This window comes from Rhizobium sp. P1_E1, from assembly GCF_056406015.1.
Genome location: NZ_JBFUAY010000011.1, coordinates 1 through 20,298 on the forward strand (window position 1 = coordinate 1; position 20,298 = coordinate 20,298).

The 20,298-nt window shown below is 61.5% G+C and carries 22 protein-coding genes; 10 read left to right on the plus strand and 12 right to left on the minus strand.

Annotated elements, in window-relative coordinates; all coding sequences use genetic code 11:
- Positions 1 to 3: 3 nt before the first annotated feature.
- Both thpR and AC1D1Z_RS06715 read right to left on the minus strand, forming a co-directional pair.
- A complete protein-coding gene (gene thpR / locus AC1D1Z_RS06710; RefSeq protein ID WP_018448244.1) occupies positions 4 to 597 on the minus strand; it encodes an RNA 2',3'-cyclic phosphodiesterase in 594 nt (197 codons plus the stop codon).
- Between the two features lie 68 nt (positions 598 to 665).
- On the minus strand, positions 666 to 1,310 hold the full coding sequence (locus tag AC1D1Z_RS06715) for an arylesterase (RefSeq protein WP_115157120.1): 645 nt from the start codon (positions 1,308 to 1,310) through the stop codon (positions 666 to 668).
- A gap of 72 nt (positions 1,311 to 1,382) precedes the next feature.
- Between AC1D1Z_RS06715 and AC1D1Z_RS06720 the strand changes: the two genes are divergently transcribed.
- From AC1D1Z_RS06720 to AC1D1Z_RS06740, 5 genes are all read left to right on the plus strand, one after another.
- Complete coding sequence (locus AC1D1Z_RS06720) at positions 1,383 to 2,090, plus strand: ABC transporter ATP-binding protein (RefSeq protein ID WP_018448245.1); 708 nt, start codon at positions 1,383 to 1,385, stop codon at positions 2,088 to 2,090.
- Positions 2,087 to 4,630, plus strand: coding sequence for an ABC transporter permease (locus AC1D1Z_RS06725; RefSeq protein WP_477849919.1), 2,544 nt, complete (start codon positions 2,087 to 2,089; stop codon positions 4,628 to 4,630). The genes AC1D1Z_RS06720 and AC1D1Z_RS06725 overlap by 4 nt, the downstream gene beginning before the upstream one ends.
- Before the next feature lie 180 nt (positions 4,631 to 4,810).
- Positions 4,811 to 5,539, plus strand: coding sequence for a Bax inhibitor-1/YccA family protein (locus tag AC1D1Z_RS06730; protein ID WP_011653891.1), 729 nt, complete (start codon positions 4,811 to 4,813; stop codon positions 5,537 to 5,539).
- A 76-nt stretch (positions 5,540 to 5,615) separates the two neighbouring features.
- On the plus strand, positions 5,616 to 5,936 hold the full coding sequence (locus tag AC1D1Z_RS06735) for a hypothetical protein (RefSeq protein ID WP_027682506.1): 321 nt from the start codon (positions 5,616 to 5,618) through the stop codon (positions 5,934 to 5,936).
- Positions 5,937 to 6,057: 121 nt separating this feature from the next.
- The gene (locus tag AC1D1Z_RS06740; protein WP_130718193.1) at positions 6,058 to 6,615 is read left to right on the plus strand and encodes a GNAT family N-acetyltransferase; all 558 of its coding nucleotides are present in this window, start codon (positions 6,058 to 6,060) and stop codon (positions 6,613 to 6,615) included.
- Between the two features lie 167 nt (positions 6,616 to 6,782).
- Here AC1D1Z_RS06740 and AC1D1Z_RS06745 read toward each other — a convergent pair whose 3' ends face one another.
- From AC1D1Z_RS06745 to acnA, 3 genes are all read right to left on the minus strand, one after another.
- A complete protein-coding gene (locus AC1D1Z_RS06745) occupies positions 6,783 to 7,184 on the minus strand; it encodes a DUF2794 domain-containing protein (RefSeq protein ID WP_047620286.1) in 402 nt (133 codons plus the stop codon).
- A gap of 384 nt (positions 7,185 to 7,568) precedes the next feature.
- Complete coding sequence (locus tag AC1D1Z_RS06750; protein ID WP_018243966.1) at positions 7,569 to 8,309, minus strand: DUF1223 domain-containing protein; 741 nt, start codon at positions 8,307 to 8,309, stop codon at positions 7,569 to 7,571.
- Between the two features lie 234 nt (positions 8,310 to 8,543).
- On the minus strand, positions 8,544 to 11,234 hold the full coding sequence (gene acnA / locus AC1D1Z_RS06755; RefSeq protein ID WP_028733557.1) for an aconitate hydratase AcnA: 2,691 nt from the start codon (positions 11,232 to 11,234) through the stop codon (positions 8,544 to 8,546).
- 262 nt (positions 11,235 to 11,496) lie between these two features.
- On the opposite strand from acnA, the gene ccmA reads away from it, so the two are divergent.
- From ccmA to AC1D1Z_RS06780, 5 genes are read left to right on the plus strand one after another with little or no spacing between them, the layout of a single operon-like run.
- Positions 11,497 to 12,144: a heme ABC exporter ATP-binding protein CcmA gene (ccmA, locus tag AC1D1Z_RS06760; RefSeq protein ID WP_131646919.1), complete on the plus strand. Its 648-nt coding sequence runs from the start codon at positions 11,497 to 11,499 to the stop codon at positions 12,142 to 12,144.
- A gap of 52 nt (positions 12,145 to 12,196) precedes the next feature.
- Positions 12,197 to 12,856, plus strand: coding sequence for a heme exporter protein CcmB (ccmB, locus tag AC1D1Z_RS06765; RefSeq protein WP_018243969.1), 660 nt, complete (start codon positions 12,197 to 12,199; stop codon positions 12,854 to 12,856).
- Positions 12,857 to 12,903: 47 nt separating this feature from the next.
- The gene (locus AC1D1Z_RS06770) at positions 12,904 to 13,665 is read left to right on the plus strand and encodes a heme ABC transporter permease (protein ID WP_131646920.1); all 762 of its coding nucleotides are present in this window, start codon (positions 12,904 to 12,906) and stop codon (positions 13,663 to 13,665) included.
- A 2-nt stretch (positions 13,666 to 13,667) separates the two neighbouring features.
- Positions 13,668 to 13,835, plus strand: coding sequence for a heme exporter protein CcmD (ccmD, locus tag AC1D1Z_RS06775; protein WP_047620282.1), 168 nt, complete (start codon positions 13,668 to 13,670; stop codon positions 13,833 to 13,835).
- Complete coding sequence (locus tag AC1D1Z_RS06780; RefSeq protein ID WP_047620281.1) at positions 13,832 to 14,440, plus strand: DsbE family thiol:disulfide interchange protein; 609 nt, start codon at positions 13,832 to 13,834, stop codon at positions 14,438 to 14,440. The genes ccmD and AC1D1Z_RS06780 overlap by 4 nt, the downstream gene beginning before the upstream one ends.
- A 27-nt stretch (positions 14,441 to 14,467) precedes the next feature.
- Here AC1D1Z_RS06780 and AC1D1Z_RS06785 read toward each other — a convergent pair whose 3' ends face one another.
- The 7 genes from AC1D1Z_RS06785 to AC1D1Z_RS06815 form a co-directional block, all read right to left on the minus strand.
- Positions 14,468 to 15,055 (minus strand): DUF2585 domain-containing protein, encoded by a 588-nt coding sequence (locus AC1D1Z_RS06785; protein WP_131646921.1) that lies wholly within the window; start codon positions 15,053 to 15,055, stop codon positions 14,468 to 14,470.
- Entirely contained in the window at positions 15,052 to 15,696 is a 645-nt protein-coding gene (locus AC1D1Z_RS06790; protein ID WP_131646922.1) for a septation protein A, read from the minus strand. The genes AC1D1Z_RS06785 and AC1D1Z_RS06790 overlap by 4 nt, the downstream gene beginning before the upstream one ends.
- A gap of 76 nt (positions 15,697 to 15,772) precedes the next feature.
- The gene (ftsY, locus tag AC1D1Z_RS06795) at positions 15,773 to 17,368 is read right to left on the minus strand and encodes a signal recognition particle-docking protein FtsY (RefSeq protein ID WP_131646923.1); all 1,596 of its coding nucleotides are present in this window, start codon (positions 17,366 to 17,368) and stop codon (positions 15,773 to 15,775) included.
- Positions 17,369 to 17,384: 16 nt separating this feature from the next.
- Positions 17,385 to 18,659 carry a tRNA (N(6)-L-threonylcarbamoyladenosine(37)-C(2))-methylthiotransferase MtaB gene (mtaB, locus tag AC1D1Z_RS06800; RefSeq protein ID WP_131646924.1) on the minus strand — a complete coding sequence of 425 codons (1,275 nt, stop codon included), beginning with the start codon at positions 18,657 to 18,659 and terminating at the stop codon, positions 17,385 to 17,387.
- The gene (gene dapF / locus AC1D1Z_RS06805) at positions 18,656 to 19,561 is read right to left on the minus strand and encodes a diaminopimelate epimerase (protein ID WP_130653248.1); all 906 of its coding nucleotides are present in this window, start codon (positions 19,559 to 19,561) and stop codon (positions 18,656 to 18,658) included. Before dapF ends, mtaB begins: the two co-directional genes overlap by 4 nt.
- A 117-nt stretch (positions 19,562 to 19,678) precedes the next feature.
- Complete coding sequence (locus AC1D1Z_RS06810) at positions 19,679 to 19,903, minus strand: hypothetical protein (RefSeq protein ID WP_018243978.1); 225 nt, start codon at positions 19,901 to 19,903, stop codon at positions 19,679 to 19,681.
- Positions 19,904 to 19,909: 6 nt separating this feature from the next.
- Positions 19,910 to 20,086, minus strand: coding sequence for a hypothetical protein (locus AC1D1Z_RS06815; protein ID WP_165403104.1), 177 nt, complete (start codon positions 20,084 to 20,086; stop codon positions 19,910 to 19,912).
- Positions 20,087 to 20,298: the final 212 nt, after the last annotated feature.

Consider the following 20,298-nt stretch of genomic DNA (forward strand, 5'->3'; position numbering starts at 1 on the left):
GGTCTACACCAGGCTCTTGACCGGCTGCTGCAGCCTGCTCGAAACGCTGGGCGTCGAGCGCGCCTCGTGCAGCGGGAACACTTCCTCGGTCAGGTAAGGCCCGCCACCAACCGATTCGCGCGACGAAAGCAGCACGAAGCGCGGTGCGGTGAAGGTTGTGGTGTGGAAGTTGCCGCGCCCCGCCAGATATTGCACGACATCGTCGAGCCGCGAGGATTTGAGCCGCGCCAGCGTCACATGCGGCATGAATTTGCGGGGATCCGGCGGCAGGCCGATACGCTGGCAGATGCGCTCGATCTCGCCTTGCAGGGCATACATTTCTGGCGATTGCGAGACGCCGGCCCAGACCGAATGCGGTTTCTTCGATCCGAAGGAACCGATGCCTTCGAGCCGGAACTGGAATTCCGGCCGGTCAATCCGGTCGAGGCGTTCAACGATTTCATCGGCCGTGCGGCCGTCGACATCACCGATGAAGCGCAGGGTGATGTGGTAATTCTCCACATCGATCCATCGTGCTCCGGGGAGGCCACCGCGCAGCAATGAAAGACTCATCGCCGCATTGCGCGGAATTTCGAGGGCGGTAAACAGTCTCGGCATCACGAGCACTCCCCGAATCTTTTGCAGGTGCTCACACGGAATCACGCAATCAACAACCGCGCAAGCCCCTATTTCTTCACAGAAGAAATCGTTTCGACGAAATTTGTGACAGCAGGCTCCATCTTTTCGACCATGACGTCGACACCTTTCGCATTTGGATGCATGCCGTCTTCGAGCTTCAAGTCGGCCTCCAGCGCGACGCCGTCGAGGAAGAAGGCATAGAGTGGAAGCTTATGTTTTTCCGAGAGTTTCTGATAGATCGGGTTGAATCGTGCGGCATAATCCGCCCCCATGTTTGGCGGCGCTATGATACCGGCGAGCAGCACGCCAATCCCACGCTCCTTTAGCCGGGTAATCATTTGATCGAGATTCTTCTCGCTCTCCTCTGGCGGGATGCCGCGCAACGCATCATTGGCGCCAAGCTCGAGAATGACCCCATCGGTGCCGTCGGGCACCGACCAGTCGATGCGCGCAAGGCCTGCTGTCGTCGTGTCGCCGGAGACCCCGGCATTGGCAATGGTGACGTCGAGCCCCTTCGCCTTCAGGGCCGCCTGCAGCTTTTCCGGAAAGCCATCGCCGGGCGGCAGCTGATAGCCCGCCATCAAACTGTCCCCGAAACCGACGAGATTGATCGTCCGGGCATCGGCTGCAGTGGCAAAGATCAGCGAGACGGCAATGACGGTGAATTGAAGGGCGGCAACTTTAAATCTCATGCTGGCTTCCCTAGATTGGCGAGGTGCCGTTATGCGGCCATTCGATTACGGACTTATATAGGGCGATTTCTGTTGGCAAAAACCATTATCGAGTTGAAGGGCGCCGATCTGACCCTTGGCAGCGCAGCCGCCTCCGTCCATGTGCTGAAGGGCATCGATCTCGATATCGCTGCCGGTGAATCCGTCGGCATCGTCGGCCCTTCCGGTTCCGGCAAATCCACCCTGCTGATGGTGCTTGCCGGGCTGGAGAAACTCGACAGCGGTGAGATCAACATCAACGATACGCCGCTCCATAGCCTCAGTGAGGACCAGGTCGCCGATTTCCGCGGCCGCAACATCGGCATCGTCTTCCAGTCCTTCCACCTGATCGCCAACATGACGGCGCTGGAAAACGTCGCCGTGCCGCTCGAGCTCGCCAATGTCAGCAACGCCTTCGAGATCGCTCATCGCGAGCTGAAATCGGTCGGCCTCGGCGAACGGCTGAGCCACTATCCCGGTCAGCTTTCCGGCGGTGAACAGCAGCGCGTGGCCATCGCCAGAGCGCTCGCCCCGTCGCCGGCCCTGCTGATCGCCGATGAGCCGACCGGCAATCTCGATACCGAGACCGGCCGCCAGATCGCCGACCTTCTGTTCTCCAAGCAGGCCGAACGCGGCATGACCCTGCTTCTCGTCACCCACGACGTCTCGCTTGCAAACCGATGCTCGCGCCAGATTCGCGTCCGCTCCGGCAGGATCGAGGGCGACAGCGCCGCCCGCCGCAGCGAAGCGGCGATCGCATGAGGATCGTCACGCCACGCGTCTCGCTCGCTTTTCGCCTGGCACTGCGCGAGCTGCGCGGTGGCATCCGCGGCTTCTACATCTTCCTTGCCTGCATCGCGCTCGGCACGGGCGCCATCGCCGCCGTCAATTCCGTTTCGCAGTCGATCACCGACACGATCGCCTCGCAGGGGCAGGAGCTGCTGGCCGGCGACGTCCGTTTCGAACTCAACAACCGCGAAGCCACACCTCAGGAAATAGCTTTCCTCGAAGGCCTCGGCACCGTTTCGGTGTCAACAGGCCTGCGCTCGATGGCCCGCAAGCCCGACGGTTCCGATCAGGCGCTGGTCGAGGTCARGGCCGTCGATGACGCCTACCCGCTCTACGGCAAGTTCGTGGCCGAACCGGACTATCCGCTTGCAGCACTGCTTTCTGGCCAAGGCGGCACCTATGGTGCGGTCGCAGCGCCCCTCCTTCTCGATCGGCTCGGGCTTGCGGTCGGCGACGAATTGCTGCTCGGCAACGTCAAGCTCAGCATCACCGGCACGGTGAAAACCGAGCCGGATGCGCTGTCGGAAGGTTTTGGCTTTGCGCCGCGTCTGCTCGTCAGCCGCCAGGCGCTTCTAGCCTCCGGGCTGATCCAGACGGGAAGCCTGGTCGAACACGCCTACAAAATCCGGCTGGAAGACAAAGCCGCGATGTCAGGCATCCAGGCGCGCGCCTCGAATGAATTCCCCTCCGCCGGCTGGGCGATCCGCACCAGCGACCGCGCCGCGCCCTCGCTCACCGAAAACATCACCCGCTTCTCGCAGTTCCTGACGCTGGTCGGCCTCACCGCGCTGATCGTCGGCGGTGTCGGTGTCGCCAATGCGGTGCGCGCCTTCCTCGATTCCAAACGCACCACCATCGCCACCTTCAAATGTCTGGGTGCGCCGGCGCAGGTGGTCGTTCTGATCTATCTCTTCCAGATCGCCATCATCGCTCTCGGCGGCATCCTGATCGGCCTCGTCATCGGCGCCCTGTCGCCGATGTTTGCCGCGCAATTCCTGGCGCAATTCCTGCCGGTCTCCACGACGCCGACCCTCTACCCCGACGCCCTGCTGCTCGCCACGCTCTTCGGCATCCTGACGACGCTCGCCTTCGCCATCCTGCCGCTCGGCCACGCCCGCGAAGTGCCGGCGACGGCCCTTTTTCGCGAACAGGGCTTCGAGGCCCGCCGCCTGCCCTCCTGGCCCTACATCCTGCTTGCCGCCCTGTTCATGGCCGCCCTTGCCGGGCTTGCCATCCTCACCGCCTATGACCGCTTCATCGCCGTCGTCTTCGTCGGCGCGATCGTTTTTGCCTTCGTCGTCCTGCGCCTGGTCGCCGCCCTGATTGCCTGGCTCGCGCGCCGCAGCCCGCGCGTCAATTCGCCAGCGCTGCGGCTTGCGATCGGCAACATCCACCGCCCCGGCGCACTGACCCCCTCGGTCGTGCTCTCGCTCGGCCTTGGCCTGGCATTGCTGGTGACCCTCACCCTGATCGACGGGAACCTGCGCCAGCAGCTGACCGGCCGTATGAACGAGGGTGCGCCGAACTTTTTCTTCGTCGATATCCAGAGCGCCGAGGTCGATGCCTTCCGCGATCTCGTCCAGGGCCAAGCGCCGCAGGGCAAGCTCGTCGAAGTGCCGATGCTGCGCGGCCGGATCATCGCCTTCAACGGCGAGGATGTCACCAAGATGAACGTGCCGGCGGCCGGCCGCTGGGTGCTGAACGGCGATCGCGGCATCACCTATGCCGAAACCCTGCCGGAGAACGCCGCCCTCACCGAAGGCAAATGGTGGGACAAGGATTACAGCGGCGAGCCACTCGTCTCCTTCTCCTCGGAAGAGGCCCATGAGCTCGGCCTCAAGATCGGCGATAAGGTCACCGTCAACGTGCTCGGCCGCAACATTACGGCGAAGATCGCCAATCTGCGCCGCGTCGAGTGGGAATCGCTGTCGATCAATTTCGTCATGGTCTTCTCGCCGAATACCTTCCGCGGCGCCCCGCATGCGTGGCTCGCGACGCTGACCGATCCCTCTTCGACACCGGCCGAAGATGCGGCGATCCTGAAATCCGTCACCAACACCTATCCGACGATCACCAGTGTGCGCGTCAAGGACGCGATCGATATCGTCAACCAGCTGGTCGCGCAGCTTGCGACCGCGATCCGCGCTGCGGCCTCGGTCGCCCTCATCGCCTCGATCCTCGTCCTTGCCGGCGCGCTTGCCGCCGGAAACCGGGCGCGCACCCACGACGCGGTGGTGCTGAAGACGCTCGGCGCCACGCGCGCCATGCTGATCCGCGCCTTCAGCTACGAATATCTGATCCTCGGGCTTGCGACCGCAATCTTCGCGCTGATCGCCGGCGGCGTTGCCGCCTGGTTCATCGTCGCCCGCATCATGCGTCTACCCTCGACCTTTCTGCCCGACGTGGCGGGACTGACGCTTGTGACCGCGCTCGTCCTCACCGTCGGCATCGGCCTTATCGGCACCTGGCGCATCCTTGGGCAGAAGGCGGCCCCCGTTTTGCGCGAGCTCTGACCGGGCAGCGGCACTCAAACCCTTCACCTTACGGCGATTTAACCGGCCGAGGCTTTGCAAGCCTCTTGTTTGCAATGGGCGAAAGCCTCATATTGTTCGCAGGCATGCTGGAGCTCCGCAGCGGCGCCCGGGTCGAAAACCCCGACACCGTATATCCATCGGAGCTTGTAAGAGGAAACTATGGCTGATCTTCGTAACTATCAAAGCCGCGCTCAGACCGGCGAGATGATTGATCAAGGCCTGCGCGCTTATATGCTCAAGGTCTACAACCTGATGGCGCTGGGTCTGGCGATCACCGGTGTGGCCGCATATCTGTCGTTCCAATTCGCCTTCGCCAATGGCGAACTGACCGCTTTCGGCCAGGCGATCTATGTAAGCCCGCTGAAGTGGGTGGTCATTCTGGCGCCGCTGGCTCTGGTGTTCTTCCTGAGCTTCCGGATCAATACCATGACGGTGGCCGCCGCCCAGACGACCTTTGCGGTCTACGCAGCGCTCGTCGGCCTGTCGCTCTCGTCGATCTTCCTGATCTACACGGGTCAGAGCGTCGTTCAGACCTTCTTCGTCACCGCCGCCTCCTTTGGCGCGCTGTCGCTGTACGGCTACACGACGAAGCGTAACCTGTCGGCGATGGGCTCGTTCCTGATGATGGGTCTCTTCGGCCTGATCATCGCTTCGCTGGTCAACATCTTCCTGGCGTCGTCCGCCGTCCAGTTCGCGATCTCGGTGCTCGGCGTCCTGATCTTCGCAGGCCTCACCGCCTACGATACGCAGCGGATCAAGGAATTGTACCTGGAAGCCGATGACGTCGCCGTCGCCGGTCGCAAGGCGATCATGGGTGCGCTGACGCTCTATCTCGACTTCATCAACCTCTTCATGTTCCTGCTGCAGTTCATGGGCAACCGTAAATAAGCAGGGCAGACTGAGATCGAAAAGGCGGCTTCGGCCGCCTTTATTGTTGTGGGTGAATGCCGGAGGGGGTAGGGGCATGTTACTGCAAGGATTTGTTTTCATCCCGTGCATTGTCGTTGCAGTACTATTGGCGAAGCGACTGCCTGATAGCCTGCTCTATTCGATCGTTGCTTGGCTCAGCGCCGCCATTGCCGCCTTGGCCGGCGCAATTTCAGGGGTTCTGGCTATCGACTACTGGCACCTGATACCTATCGACTCGAATAGAGGAAGTGACCTGGTGCTCTCTGCTGTAGTGCACGTCGCCATGGCTTTCGTCTTCTCGCCATTGCTGGTCCTGTATGTGAGGCGCCAGGCGCGCAAGCAAGCCGAAAGGTTGAGGATCCAAATTCTAGAGTAGCTGCGGCAGGGCATGTCGTTGATGATCATATGCAAACGGGCTTGCACCGGCTTTTTTTGTTGCACCGGCTTTGCAGGAATGGTTTTAGAGGAGCCCTGCCCTCCCGCTGGACCAGCCGCCAATGTCCTTCCTCCTGCGCAAAGCCTCGCAAGCCGATATTCCCGCCATCGCCGATATCTACCGCGAATCCGTCCTGAACGGCGTTGCGAGCTATGAGATCGTGCCGCCGACCGAGGCCGAGCTAGCGCTGCGTTTTTCGGCGATCGTCAGCCAGCAGTATCCCTATATTGCCGCAACCGATGCGGATGGAAGCCTGCTCGGCTACGCCTATGCCTCGGCGTTTCGCACGCGTCCCGCCTATCGCTGGCTGGTCGAGGATTCGATCTATCTCGCGCCTGAGGCCCGCGGCCGGGGCATCGGCAAGGCGCTGCTCGTCGAACTGATCACCCGCTGCACCGGACTCGGTTTCCGTCAGATGGCAGCCGTCATTGGCGGCGCCAGCCCCGCCTCGATCGCGCTTCATCGCGCAGCCGGCTTCGAGGAGGTCGGTCTGATGAAGGGCACCGGCTACAAGCACGGCCGCTGGCTGGATACGATGTTCATGCAGCGCGTCCTCGGTGAGGGTACGAGCACCGATCCGGACCCGTCAGCCTATCCCGGCACGCTGTTTAACGGCTAAAGCATGTCGCGCAAAAGTGTGCGCGGTTTTGCGATAACGACATGCGTAAAAACAAAGACCTAAAGCGCGAGGGGCGAATCTGAAAGATCGCGACGCGCTTTAGATTCAAAGTGTTACAGCATCCTTTGCGCGTCTGAAAAGACGCGCAAAGGATGCTGTAATGCGGCTTACTTGTCGACGAGCTTCAGGGCCTTGTCGAACACCTTCAGCACCAGGTTCAGCTCGTGACCACGCTTCAGGATCGTACCGTTGGTGTTGATGACGGAATAGGCGCCCTGCTTGGCGGCGAGCTTCGGGTTTTTCTCGATGCGGAAGAGCGGCATTTCGCCAGAACGCTTGAAGACGGAAAAGACTGCCCTGTCCTTCAGGTGATCGATGGCGTAGTCGCGCCATTCACCGTCACCGACCATACGGCCGTAGATCCAGAGGATGGCGTCCAGTTCGCGCCGGTGGAAGGTCACCGGAAGCGGGTCCTTGCTTTGCTTGTATTCCCTGAGATCGACGACGACTGAGGAACTGTGGTCGACGGAACGGCTTTCGCCGTGTCGCAAATCCGGCTGATCTGTCATCAGTCTCACAAGGCCTCCACATGTGACAGGAGAGTGACAGTTTGCCCGAGCCGCCGCAAATTGCAAGAGTGCCAGCCGCCACATTCGGCCGCACCACAGCGCCGCGCGTCTCTCGCGCAAGGGCGCTGTAGCACTTTGAGTCTGCGCATCATGCCTTCCGAAAGTTGTGTCCGATTTTCGGAAGGCATGATGCGCTGGGCAGGCCAACGCTTTCTCGACAGCGCCGCATTTCAGTCAAAACAGCGCCTCATTTGCAGGAGATTTATGAATTCCAGTTTGGCGCCAGCGCGCCAAAGGGCCCGGCGGAGCGTATCGACCTTAACCCCAGCCCCGAATACGCTCGGCCGGGCCGCCCCAGCATTTCATCCGTAACCGGATGAAATTTCAGATATTTTTTCCAGCCATCACCACGGTCGCGCCAAGGATCGCAGCCGGATCGCCGTCTGCGGTCGCCGATTGCAGCAGAATCGCGCAGCCTTCGAGCTGCGGCCGCTGCAGGACGCTGGCCGGCAGCGTCAGACTGGTCGCCTTGCCGTCCCACATGCCGACGGTTTCGACATTGGTGACGCTGTGCAGATAAGAGATCTTCTGGCCGCTGTTCTCACCCTTTTCGACGTCGATTGTCTTTTCCTTGTCGAAATAGACCATCACGACATTGGCTTTGCCCTGTCCGGCGCCGATCTTGATCTCTAGTTCGTCGCCGCGCATCGCGGCGTTGATGGGAACAGTCAGACCGTTGCCTTCGCTGCTAAAGGTGTCGATCTTGCTGTTGATTCCGTTGAGATCGGCGCCGGCCAGATGGCCGCGTCCGTTGACGATGGCCTGCGGCGTGTAGACGTTGCTTCGGCCCATCGTCCTGGCATAGCCGTACTGCCGCTCGGTGTTTTCCTTGGAGCTCAGCGTATCGGCCCAGCCGAGATAGTTCCAGTAATCGACATGATAGGCGAGCGCGATGACATCGCCCTGGTTCACCAGCTTGCGGAAAGCGGCGTCAGCGGGAGGACAGGAGGAGCAGCCCTGCGCCGTGAAGAGTTCGACGACACCTTTCGGCGTGCCGTCCTCGGCCTGCAACGGGCCTGAGAAAACAACGCTAGCGATCAGCGGAATCAAAAAACGGGGGGACATTCACCTGCACCTCTTTTTCAGCGCCGACGGCGTGTTCGAACCGGAGGCCCTGACATATGAACGTACGAATAATCCTTCCGGGTCCAAACGAAAAGTCACGAACGGGTGAGACGTAGCTCGACGGGAACTTGCGCAAAACAAATCATCGTGAGCCCCGTTTAAATGGCGTCGCCGCAAAGAAAAGCCGCCGGAAACTGCTCTCCGGCGGCCATTATCAGTCAAGTCTCTTAAAAATCAGGCAGCGAGATCGCGCAGGACCGTCTGCAGGATGCCGCCATTGTTGAGGTAGATCACCTCGTCGAGCGTATCGACGCGCGACAGCAGCGGAACCTCTTTCACGGTGCCGTCGCCATAGGTGATCCTGGCGATCTTTTTCTCGCGTGGCTTGATCTTTTCCAGACCTTCGATGGTGACGAGTTCATCGCCCTTGAGCCCGAGGCTCTGCCAGGTCGTGCCCTCTTCGAAGACGAAGGGAATGATGCCCATCCCGACCAGGTTAGAGCGATGGATGCGCTCGAAGGACTGGGCGACCACCGCCTTGACACCGAGCAGGTTGGTGCCCTTGGCAGCCCAGTCACGCGAGGAGCCGTTACCGTATTCGACACCGGCAAAGATGACGAGCGGCACGCCTTCCTGCTTGTACTGCATGGCGGCGTCGTAGATCGAGGTTTCTTCCTTCGACGGGTAGTGGATGGTGTAGCCACCTTCCTTGCCGTTCGGGCCGAGCATGTGATTGCGGATGCGGATATTGGCGAAGGTGCCGCGCATCATCACTTCATGGTTGCCGCGGCGCGTGCCGTACTGGTTGAAGTCGGCAACGGCGACGTCGTGGCCGATGAGGTAGGCGCCGGCCGGCGATGCAGCCTTGATCGARCCGGCAGGCGAGATGTGGTCGGTGGTGATCTTGTCGCCGAACAGGCCGAGAACGCGGGCGCCCTTGATGTCGGAAACGCCGGTGCCCTTCTTGCCCATGCCGACGAAGTAGGGCGGGTTCTGCACGTAGGTCGAATTGTCGTCCCAGGCATAGGTCTGGCCCGGCGGAACCTGAACGGCCTGCCAGTTGACGTCGCCCTTGAAGACATCGGCATATTTGCTTTCGTAGAGCTCGCGGGTCACGTATTTCAGGATGAATTCCTGGACTTCCTTCGAGGTCGGCCAGATGTCCTTGAGATAGACCGGGTTGCCGCTCTGGTCCTCGCCAATCGGCTCCTTGGTCAGATCCTTCTGCACCGTGCCGGCAAGCGCATAGGCGACGACGAGCGGCGGCGATGCGAGGTAGTTCGCCTGCACGTCGGGCGAGATGCGGCCTTCGAAGTTACGGTTGCCGGAAAGAACGCCGGAAACGATAAGGCCCTTGTCGTTGATCGTCTTCGAGATCGGCGCCGGCAGCGGGCCGGAATTGCCGATGCAGGTGGTGCAGCCGAAGCCGACGAGGTTGAAGCCGAGCTTGTCGAGGTCGGCCTGCAAGCCCGACTTGGCGAGATATTCGCCGACGACCTGCGATCCCGGTGCCAGCGAGGTCTTCACCCACGGCTTCGTCTTCAGTCCCTTGGCAACGGCGTTGCGGGCAAGAAGACCGGCAGCGATCAAGACTGACGGATTGGAGGTGTTGGTGCACGACGTGATGGCGGCGATCGCCACGTCGCCATGGCCGAGATCGAAATCCGTGCCTTCGACGGCATAGCGGTTGTTCAGCTGGCCGGGCTTCTTGTAATCCGTGTCCATCGAGCCGGCAAAACCGGTCGCGATGTTCTCGAGCGATATGCGGCCTTCCGGACGCTTCGGGCCGGCCATCGACGGCACGACATCGCTGAGATCGAGTTCCAGCGTATCGGTGAAGACGAGCTCGGAGCCGTCGCCGTCACGCCACATGCCCTGCGCCTTCGAATAGGCTTCGACGAGCGCGATACGGTCCTTGGTGCGGCCGGACATGTTGAGATAGTTGATGGTTTCGCCGTCTACGGGGAAGAAGCCGCAGGTGGCACCGTATTCCGGGCCCATATTGCCGATCGTCGCGCGGTCGGCGAGCGGCATGTTGTCCATGCCAGGACCGAAGAATTCGACGAACTTCGAAACGACGCCTTTCTTTCGCAGCATCTGCACGACGGTGAGAACGAGGTCGGTCGCCGTGACGCCTTCCTTGAGCTTGCCGGTCAGCTTGAAGCCGATGACTTCGGGCAGCAGCATAGAGACCGGCTGGCCGAGCATCGCAGCTTCCGCTTCAATACCGCCCACGCCCCAACCGAGAACGCCGAGACCGTTGATCATCGTCGTGTGGCTGTCGGTGCCGACGCAGGTATCAGGATAGGCGATCGTCTCGCCGTCCTCTTCCTTGGTCCAGACGGTCTGGCCGAGATATTCGAGATTGACCTGATGACAGATACCGGTGCCGGGAGGCACGACGCGGAAATTCTTGAATGCCTGCTGGCCCCACTTCAGGAAGCGGTAGCGCTCGCCGTTGCGCTGGTATTCCAGCTCGACGTTACGGGCGAAGGCCTGCGGCGTGCCGAATTCGTCGACGATGACGGAGTGGTCGATGACGAGATCGACGGGAACGAGCGGGTTGATCTTCTCGGGATCGCCGCCGAGCGACACCATCGCGTCGCGCATCGCGGCAAGATCGACGACGGCGGGAACGCCGGTGAAGTCCTGCATCAGCACGCGCGCCGGGCGATAGGCGATTTCGTTTTCGACCGCACCCTTATTGTTCAGCCATTCGGCAACGGCCAGGATATGCTCCTTGGTGACCGACTGGCCGTCTTCGAAGCGTAGCAGGTTTTCAAGCAGCACTTTCATCGAATAGGGAAGCTTCGACACGCCGGCCAGACCGTTTGCCTCAGCCTTGGGCAGGCTGTAATAGACATAGTCCTTCCCGTTGACGGAAAGCGTGGAACGACAATTGAAACTGTCAAGAGATTTAGACACGAGATACCCCGTTTCTGATAGCCAACACAGTCGTGCGAACGCCTATGCACTTAATGCACATCAGGATGCGGGTACGGCCATTTCCGCTGTCCGCACGTGGAACAGACGCTCCAAGTTCGGCGCAAGGATGAAATTCACGCCGACCGCTGGCGTGGTTGCAGGTCTTATAGATAATTTCCTAAAAACTTGCCATACCCGAGGACAGTCAAAATCGGACATTTTTTGACCCCGCCGGAAGCCGAAACCAAGAAAGAGCCGACGCATGCATCTCACCGCCGAAAATCTGACTGCAAGGCGCGGTGAGGATCTCATTTTCGTTAACATTTCCTTTCACTTGGCGGCCGGCGAGGCGCTTGTTCTCACGGGTAGAAATGGATCGGGAAAGTCCACTTTGTTGCGTGTGGCCGCCGGACTGCTGAGGCCGGAAAAAGGCACTGTCATCTTCCGCGACGAAGAGGGCCGGGAAGGCAGGCATCCCGGCGAGGTCAGCCACTACCTCGGCCATAGAAATGCGATGAAGAATGAACTTACGGTTGCAGAAAACCTCGATTTCTGGCGTACCTTTCTCGGCAGTACAGGCGGCGACGCCGGCCTCGCCGTCGAGGACGCCGCCGAGGCGGTCGGTCTTTCGGGAATCACTCACCTTCCCTTCGCTTATCTCTCCGCCGGCCAGCAGCGCCGATTCGCCTTCGCCAAACTACTCGTCGCTTACCGCCCCATCTGGATCCTCGATGAACCCGCAGCGGCACTCGATGCCAGCGCCGACCGGCTGCTTGCCGATTTGATCTCGGCCCATCTGGCAAAGGGCGGCATCGTGCTGGCGGCAACCCATCAGCCCCTGGGGCTGCAGAATACGCAGGAATTGAAGATGACGGGCTTTGCCGGCGTGGATCATGGGGTATGGGGTTGATGTTTCTCGATGTGGCTACCCCGTCCACCGCTGACGCAAAGAGCCGCCGCGCATGACCGCCCTCTTTTTCCGCGACCTCAAACTCTCGATTCGCGCCGGCGGCGGCGCGCTGATCGGCGTACTGTTCTTCCTGACTATCGTCGCCGTCATCCCCTTCGGCGTCGGTCCCGATCTCAAGCTGCTTTCGCGCATCGGCCCCGCCATCGTCTGGATCGGAGCCCTGCTTGCCGCCCTTCTCGGCCTCGACCGCCTGTTCCAGGCCGAGCGCGACGACGGATCGCTCGACTTGATGCTGATGCAGGAAACGCCGCTCGTCCTGACGGTGCTGGTCAAATGCTTCGCCCATTGGACGGCCACCAGCCTGCCGCTGGTCATCGCCTCGCCGCTGCTCGGCCTCTTCATGAACATGGACGAGACGGCGATCGGCGCGACCATGTTGACGCTGCTCGTCGGCTCGCCCGCCATCACCTTCATCGGCGCTGTCGGCGCCGCCGTTGCCGTGGCGCTGCCCCGTGGCGGCCTGCTGGTCTCGATCCTCGTGCTGCCTCTGACCATCCCGGTGCTGATCTTCGGCGTCAGCGCCACCTATGCCGCGGTCGAGGATCCGGCCCCGTTCCTGCCGCCCTTTCTGATCCTCATCGCTCTGACACTCTTCTTCGCGGTCATCGGCCCGGCAGCAGCCGCCCTTGCGCTGCGAAACACGGCGGATTGATTGGTCATTCGATTGCAGGAAAAACCGGATCAAGGTATGGAAGCGACATGAGCGAAACGAGCCTTGCCATCAGCAAATTCAGCGATCTCGCCAACCCGACGCGATTTCTGGCGCTGGCGGCGCGCGCCATTCCGTGGCTGGCCGGCATCACCGCCCTCTGTTTTACCGTTGGTCTCTATCTGAGCTTCGCCACCGAAGGCGACTACCAGCAGGGCGAGACCGTGCGCATCATGTATATCCACGTCCCCGCCGCCTGGCTTTCGATGATGTGCTATACGATCATGAGCGTCTCGGCGATCGGCACGCTGGTCTGGCGCCATCCGCTGGCCGATGTCTCCGCCAAGGCCGCAGCCCCGCTCGGCGCCGCCTTCACCCTGCTCGCGCTCGTCACCGGCTCGCTCTGGGGCAAGCCGATGTGGGGCACCTGGTGGGTCTGGGATGCGCGGCTGACCTCCGTCTTCATCCTCTTCCTGATGTATCTCGGCCTGATTGCGCTCAGCCGCGCCATCGATGATCCGTCGAAGGCCGCGCGCGTCAGCGCCGTGCTCATTCTCGTCGGCTTCGTCAACATCCCGATCATCAAATTCTCGGTCGAGTGGTGGAACACGCTGCACCAGTCGGCAAGCGTGCTGCGCCTCGACGGCCCGGCGATCGATCCGGAATTCCTGCGCCCGCTGTTCATCATGGCGATCGCCTTCACCCTGCTTTTCTTCACGCTGCACATCATGGCGATGAGGAACGAGATCTGGCGCCGCCGCATTGCCGCCCGGCGCCGTCTTGCCGCCCGCATGGCGAGCCGGGAGGAATAGCCGTGACGCATGCCTTTTACGTCTACGCCTCCTATGGCTTCGCGGCCCTGGTGACGATCGCCGTCACCGTCTGGACCTGGGCCGACGGCCGCGCCCGTCGCCGGGAACTTGCTGCACTCGAGGCTGCGGGCATCCGCCGCCGCTCGGCGCGCGCAAGGGACGGCGAATGAACGACACACCGGAAAAGACGACCGACAAACCGCGCGCGCTGGGTCGCTACACCTTGGCGCTTCTGCCGCTGATCGTCTTCGGCGGCATTGCGGCCACGGCCGCAAAGATGCTCTACGACCAGGATTTCCATGGCAAGAACATTGCCGAAATTCCCTCCGCCCTGATCGGCACCAAGGCGCCGACTCTGAACCTGCCGCCGCTCGACGGCGCCAACCTGCCGGCGCTGACCGATGCGGCAATCAAGGGCAAGCTGACCCTCGTCAACGTCTTCGCCTCATGGTGCCTCCCCTGCCGGGACGAACATCCGGTGCTGAAGGAATTGGCGAAAGACCGACGGCTGAACATCGTCGCCATCAATTACAAGGACCAGAGCGACAACGCCCTGCGTTTCCTCGGCGAACTCGGCAACCCCTATCAGGCGATCGGCATCGACCCGAACGGCAAGGCGGCAATCGACTGGGGCGTCTACGGCATTCCGGAAAGCTATCTGGTCGGGCCAGACGGCACGATCCTCTACAAGCGCGTCGGCCCCTTCGACGATATCAGCCTGAAGGAAGGGCTGTTTCCAGCGATGGAAAAGGCGTTGGGGAAGCCGGGTTCGTAAGGGGTTTTCTTCCTGCGGCGGTGGGGCCTAAACCCCGCTCTGCCAGACCTTGATCGCCTCCACCGGCCAGATCAGCATGACAACGTTGAGCGTCAGGTTGTCGCGGATCATATAGCCGGTGAAAATCTCGAAGAAGATGGCGATCGCCACCGTCAGTGCCACCGGCGCGCGCCGCGCGAAGAAGAAGCCGATGCACATGAAGACGGTGTCCATCGCCGAATTCAGGATGCTGTCGCCGTAATAATCGAGCGCGATCGTCGCCGTGCGGTAGCGGTCGATGATCAGAGGTGAATTCTCGAGCAGCTCCCAGCCGGATTCGATGACGAGCGCCAGCAGCAGCCTTGCCGCCAGCGGCTTGCCGCGCAGGATAAGATGCGCGAGCCCGTAGAACAGGAAGCCGTGGATGATGTGCGACGGCGTATACCAATCCGACAGATGCTGCGAATTGCCGCTGGTATTGACCCCGCCCTCCCACAGCTTGACATAACCGCAGGCGCAGATCGGCACCCGGCCCATCATATATTCGGCGGCGACCTGAATGATCAGAACCGCAAGACAGGCAGCGAACCAAAAGGTCTGGTGTCTTACCCGGTATTCGGCCTCTGCAGCGCTCACTTCTCGCCGTCCGTTTCCAGATTGATGCTATGCTTCAACACCAGCGGCATCTGCGCCAGCGTGAAGATGATGGTGATCGGCATCGTGCCCCAGACCTTGAAGGCGACCCAGGTACCGTCGGAAAAATTGCGCCAGACGACTTCGTTCAGCACGGCGAGGAAGAGAAAGAAGATGCCCCAGCGGATGGTCAGCTTGCGCCAGCCCTCGGCATCGAGCTGAAAGGCCGCATTGAAGACATAGCCGAGCAGCGACCTGCCGAAGGCCAGCCCGCCGAGAAGCGTCACCCCGAACAGTGCATTGACGATGGTCGGCTTCATCTTGATGAAGGTCTCGTTCTGCAGCCAGATCGACAGCGAGCCGAAGATGAGGACGACGATGCCGGATACAAAGGGCATGATCGGCAGATGGCCGAGCACGATCTTCGACACGATCAGCGAGATGATCGTCGCCGCCATGAAGAGGCCGGTCGCGACGAACAGCGGTCCGCCCAATTCGGAAAGAGCAGGAAACGTCTCCACCAGCCACTGGCCACGCAGATTGGCGAAGAAGAAGATCATCAGCGGCCCAAGTTCCAGCGCCAGTTTCAGCAGCGGGTGATGCCGGTCGGCTGCGGTCGGGGTGATATCGCTTTCGGTGGTCATGCGTTCTTCAAACCTGTTTTCCTGGAAACCTGTTTCCGGCCGTGCCTTGCAGGCTTTCGGCGGCATATCTGTGGCATCATTGCCCAAGTCCGGCAATGGCATGGGCAAAATCCTCGGCCTCGAACGGCTCCAGATCCTCGACGCCCTCGCCGACGCCGATGAAATAGACCGGCAGCTTGTGCTTGGCGGAGATGGCGACGAGGATGCCGCCGCGCGCCGTGCCGTCGAGCTTGGTCATGATCAGCCCGTTGACGCCGGCGACGTTGCGGAAGATCTCGACCTGGCTGAGCGCATTCTGCCCCGTCGTGGCATCGAGCGTCTGCAGCACGGTGTGCGGCGCATCGGGATCGAGTTTGCCGAGCACGCGCACGATCTTCTCGAGTTCGGCCATCAGCTCGGCCTTGTTCTGCAGGCGGCCGGCGGTATCGACGATCAGCACATCGCATTTTTTCGCCTTCGCCTGTTCGAAGGCATCATAGGCAAGGCCGGCGGCATCGGCGCCGAGCTTGGTGCCGATGAATTCGGATTTGGTCCGGTCGGCCCAGATTTTCAGCTGCTCGATCGCAGCCGCACGGAAAGTATCGCCGGCGGCCAGCATCACCTTCAGCCCGGCGCCGGAAAGCTTCGCCGCAAGCTTGCCGATCGTCGTCGTCTTGCCCGTGCCGTTGACGCCGACGACGAGGATGACATGCGGCTTGTGCGAGAGATCGAGCTGCAGCGGCTTGGCGACCGGCTTCAGGACCTTGGCGATTTCGGACGCCATGATCCGGCTGACATCCTCGCCGGTGACATCCTTGCCATAGCGCTCGGACGCCAGCGTGTCGGTGACGCGCAGCGCGGTCTCGACGCCGAGATCGGCCTGGATCAGCAGATCTTCGAGATCCTGCAGCGTCTCGTCATCGAGCTTGCGCTTGGTGAAGAGCGCGGTGATCTGGCTGGTCAGCTGCGAAGAGGTGCGCGCAAGACCGTTGCGCAGACGCTGGAACCAGCTGAGCCTCGGTTGCAGGGCAACCGGCTCCGGCTCGACGACCTTCGGGCCGGTGGCGAAGCCTTTGGGGAGGATGGGAGAGCCAATCTCCGGTTCTGCCGCGGGGCTACCCCCCTCTGCCCTGCCGGGCATCTCCCCCAGAGGTGGGGAGATTGGCTGGGAGGGCGAATCCGGTCCTGCATCATCCTCAGTCGGAATCTCTTCCGGTTCAGTTGGAATCTCTTCCGGAAGCTTTTCGACGATCTCTTCGAGGTCAGCCGGCTGTTCTAGCGCTCCGGTCTCCACATGATCTCCCGCCTCGTGGGGGAGATGTCCCAGAGGGGCAGAAGGGGGTATTTCCGCAACGGTTTCGGCGACCGCCTGGATTTCAGTCTCCGCCTCCGCTGCTGCCTCGGCTTCCAGCAATGAAAGCGGCACGACACCCATGTCGCTCAATTGGTCGGCGGCGGGCAGGATTGCGGATTCGACATCATCTTCAGCAACCGGCGCCTCGACCCCGCCCTCGTCAATATCTGAAGCGGGCCCGCCGGCAGTATCCATTTCCTCGGCCAGCACTGGATCGTCAGCAACCGGCAGATCTTCGTCGCGCGAACGCGGCTCCAACTCCTTTTCCACGGCCGCAGGCACAGGTTCTTCAGCCGGCTTGCCGAAGGTGAAGACCTTTTTGATGAAACTGAGCGCCATGGGGATTCCGTGAAAGTCAGGCCGCGGCTGCGGCCGTCAATTGCATGTCGAGATGCTTGCCATTGTGGCCGGTGATCGTGACCGGCACAAGTTCGCCGGGACGAAGGCCGGGCGCGGCGACCAGCGTGAAATTCTCCGTATGCGCCAGGCCGTTGTTTTCAACAAGCAGCCATTGCCGGGTTCCGATCATCCCATCGAGATGGGATTGATGCAGCCTATGTCCAGTGGCGCGCAGCCTTGCGGCGCGATCCTTGACCAGCGAACGGTCGAGTTGCGGCATGCGCGCTGCCGGCGTGCCGGGACGCGGACTGTAGGGGAAGACATGCAGATGGGCGATCCCAACCTCTTCGGCCAGCCGCACGGCATTCTCGAACATCTCTTCGGTTTCCGTGGGAAAGCCGGCGATCATATCGGCGCCGAAGCTCATCTCCGGGCGAAGGCGACGCGCATCCTCGATGAAACGCAGCGCATCGCCGCGCAAATGCCGGCGCTTCATGCGCTTCAGGATCATGTCGTCGCCATGCTGCAGCGAGAGATGCAGATGCGGCATGAAGCGTGGCTCGTCGGCGATGAGATCCATCAGGTGGGCATCGGCCTCGATGCTATCGATCGAGGAAAGCCGCAGGCGGCGGATATCGGGGATCTGCTTCAGAAGGGTCTTGGCCAAAAGCCCGAGCGTCGGGGCGCCCGGCAGATCGCCGCCATAGCTGGTGGCATCGACGCCGGTCAGCACGATCTCGCGGTAACCGCCGTCGACGAGATTGCGGGCCTGGTCGACGACAGCTCCCATCGGCACGGAGCGGGAATTGCCGCGGCCATAGGGAATGATGCAGAAGGTGCAGCGATGGTCGCAGCCGTTCTGCACCTGGACGAAGGCGCGCACATGGCCATCAATGTGCCTGACCATCTGCGGCGCCGTCGCCTTGACGCTCATGATGTCGTTGACGCGAAGTTTCTCCTCGGCCGAAACGCCGAAGTCCGGCAGGCCGCGATAGGAGGCGCTCGTCAGCTTCTCCTCGTTGCCGAGCACGGCATCGACCTCCGCCATCGCAGCGAAGGTCTGCTTTTCCGTCTGCGCGGCACAGCCGGTGACGATGATGCGGGCATGCGGATTGTCACGCCGTGCCCGGCGGATCGCCTGGCGGGCCTGGCGCACCGCCTCGCCGGTCACGGCACAGGTATTGACCAGGACGGCATTGTTGAGCCCGGCCTTTTCAGCCTGCGCCTTCATCACTTCGGATTCATATGTGTTGAGGCGGCAGCCGAAGGTAATGACCTCGATGCCGCTCACTGCGCCTCCGCCTCTCGGGTACCCTCGCGCGACCAGAGACCGGTCGAAGGATCGAGCCTGCCCGACCATTCCCATTCGGCCGGGCCGGTCATGATGACATGATCGTCGCGCTCGCGCCATTCGATGGAAAGCGTGGCCGGCGGCTTGGCGCTGGCCACATTGATCGTCACCTTGCGGCCGGTACGGCCGGTGCGCGCAGCACTGACGGCAGCAGAACAGGCAGCCGAGCCGCAGGCGAGCGTCAGTCCAGCGCCGCGCTCCCAGGTGCGCGTCGTCACCGATGTCGGCGACGTCACTTGCGCCAGCGTGATATTGGCGCGCTCGGGAAACATCGGATGGTTTTCGAGCAGCGGTCCGAACCGGGCGAGATCATAGGACATCACGTCCCTGTCCACCCAGAAGATCGCATGCGGATTGCCCATCGACATCGCCGACGGCGAATGAAGCACCGGCTTGTCGATCGGACCGATCTGCAGTTCGATGCGGCTGGTGTCGTGGAATTCTTCCGCCAGCGGGATCCTGTCCCAATCGAAGACCGGCCGGCCCATATCGACCGAAATCGTCCCGTCCTCGTGCTCGACGGCGTTGAGGATGCCGGCGACCGTCTGGAAGGTAAAGACCTTCCTGCCGGTCTCGGCGGCAAGTGCCTGCACGACGCAGCGCGTGCCGTTGCCGCAGGCCTGCGCCTTCGAGCCATCGGAATTCAGGATATCGATGAAGGCATCGGTGCCTTCGGCCTTCGGATCATGGATCGCCATGATCTGATCGAACTCAGTCTGCGGATCGGCATTGAGCGCGACCGCCGCCGCAGGCGTCACCTTGTCCGGCCGGCCGCGCATGTCGACGACCAGGATCTTGTTGCCAAGCCCGTTCATCCTCGCGAATTCGACCGTTGCGCTCATGGTATCATTCCGTCTGTCTTTCCGGTGTATATGGCGGAAATGCGAAGGAATTACCAGTGGGTGAGTGCCGGACAGGCGTAGCGGCCTGCTGACCCCTTCGAGGCAGCAGTTCGGCTTTTACCGCTGCGCACCGTCGGGATCGAAGGACGCAGCATGGGCTTCGACAATGGCTGCGGTGATGACCTTTCTCAGCTCGTAGACCAGCGAGCGGGACCGTTTGCGATCCAGATCCTGTGCTGCCTTCGCAAGATTCAAGCCTTCGTTCAGAACAATATGATGGGCCCGCGCCAGCGCCCAACTCTCAATATCAAGATTTATCATTCGATATCTCCGCCGATTCATTCGGCATCAAGGATATTCACGAATCATTTTACAGGACGCACTTAAGTAGAAAGTAGAATCATAAGCAGAATAATTTGCAACTGGCCCCTCCAGCGAATTCGGGTCGCCAATCGGAATTTTTGCCAGCAAAATCGGAAAAATCAGGCGGAGTGCGGAAGCCAATACAAAGGTCGGCTTGAACACGTACTTTCGTGCGTTGTCTAGCGGCACATTCCGGTCGCGCCCATGTCACGCGGGCTTTGAAAAGTCGCCATGCGGTCATTTGCCCGCATTCACCTTGACTTTCGCCCGACTTTCCTGTTTATCGCGCCCAATCCGCGACGAGCCACACGACTCCGAGCCGCCGACCGGGACCTGAGATCCCGGAGGTCAACACCCGACAGCGCGATGCGCCC

Excerpts from the sequence above, each read along its gene's own strand:
- thpR (WP_018448244.1), bottom strand. The coding sequence starts at position 597 with ATGCCGAGACTGTTTACCGCCCTCGAAATTCCGCGCAATGCGGCGATG.
- AC1D1Z_RS06715 (WP_115157120.1), bottom strand. The coding sequence starts at position 1,310 with ATGAGATTTAAAGTTGCCGCCCTTCAATTCACCGTCATTGCCGTCTCG.
- AC1D1Z_RS06730 (WP_011653891.1), top strand. The coding sequence starts at position 4,811 with ATGGCTGATCTTCGTAACTATCAAAGCCGCGCTCAGACCGGCGAGATG.
- AC1D1Z_RS06735 (WP_027682506.1), top strand. The coding sequence starts at position 5,616 with ATGTTACTGCAAGGATTTGTTTTCATCCCGTGCATTGTCGTTGCAGTA.
- AC1D1Z_RS06740 (WP_130718193.1), top strand. The coding sequence starts at position 6,058 with ATGTCCTTCCTCCTGCGCAAAGCCTCGCAAGCCGATATTCCCGCCATC.
- AC1D1Z_RS06745 (WP_047620286.1), bottom strand. The coding sequence starts at position 7,184 with ATGACAGATCAGCCGGATTTGCGACACGGCGAAAGCCGTTCCGTCGAC.
- AC1D1Z_RS06750 (WP_018243966.1), bottom strand. The coding sequence starts at position 8,309 with ATGTCCCCCCGTTTTTTGATTCCGCTGATCGCTAGCGTTGTTTTCTCA.
- ccmA (WP_131646919.1), top strand. The coding sequence starts at position 11,497 with ATGCATCTCACCGCCGAAAATCTGACTGCAAGGCGCGGTGAGGATCTC.
- ccmB (WP_018243969.1), top strand. The coding sequence starts at position 12,197 with ATGACCGCCCTCTTTTTCCGCGACCTCAAACTCTCGATTCGCGCCGGC.
- AC1D1Z_RS06770 (WP_131646920.1), top strand. The coding sequence starts at position 12,904 with ATGAGCGAAACGAGCCTTGCCATCAGCAAATTCAGCGATCTCGCCAAC.
- AC1D1Z_RS06780 (WP_047620281.1), top strand. The coding sequence starts at position 13,832 with ATGAACGACACACCGGAAAAGACGACCGACAAACCGCGCGCGCTGGGT.
- AC1D1Z_RS06790 (WP_131646922.1), bottom strand. The coding sequence starts at position 15,696 with ATGACCACCGAAAGCGATATCACCCCGACCGCAGCCGACCGGCATCAC.
- ftsY (WP_131646923.1), bottom strand. The coding sequence starts at position 17,368 with ATGGCGCTCAGTTTCATCAAAAAGGTCTTCACCTTCGGCAAGCCGGCT.
- dapF (WP_130653248.1), bottom strand. The coding sequence starts at position 19,561 with ATGAGCGCAACGGTCGAATTCGCGAGGATGAACGGGCTTGGCAACAAG.
- AC1D1Z_RS06810 (WP_018243978.1), bottom strand. The coding sequence starts at position 19,903 with ATGAATCGGCGGAGATATCGAATGATAAATCTTGATATTGAGAGTTGG.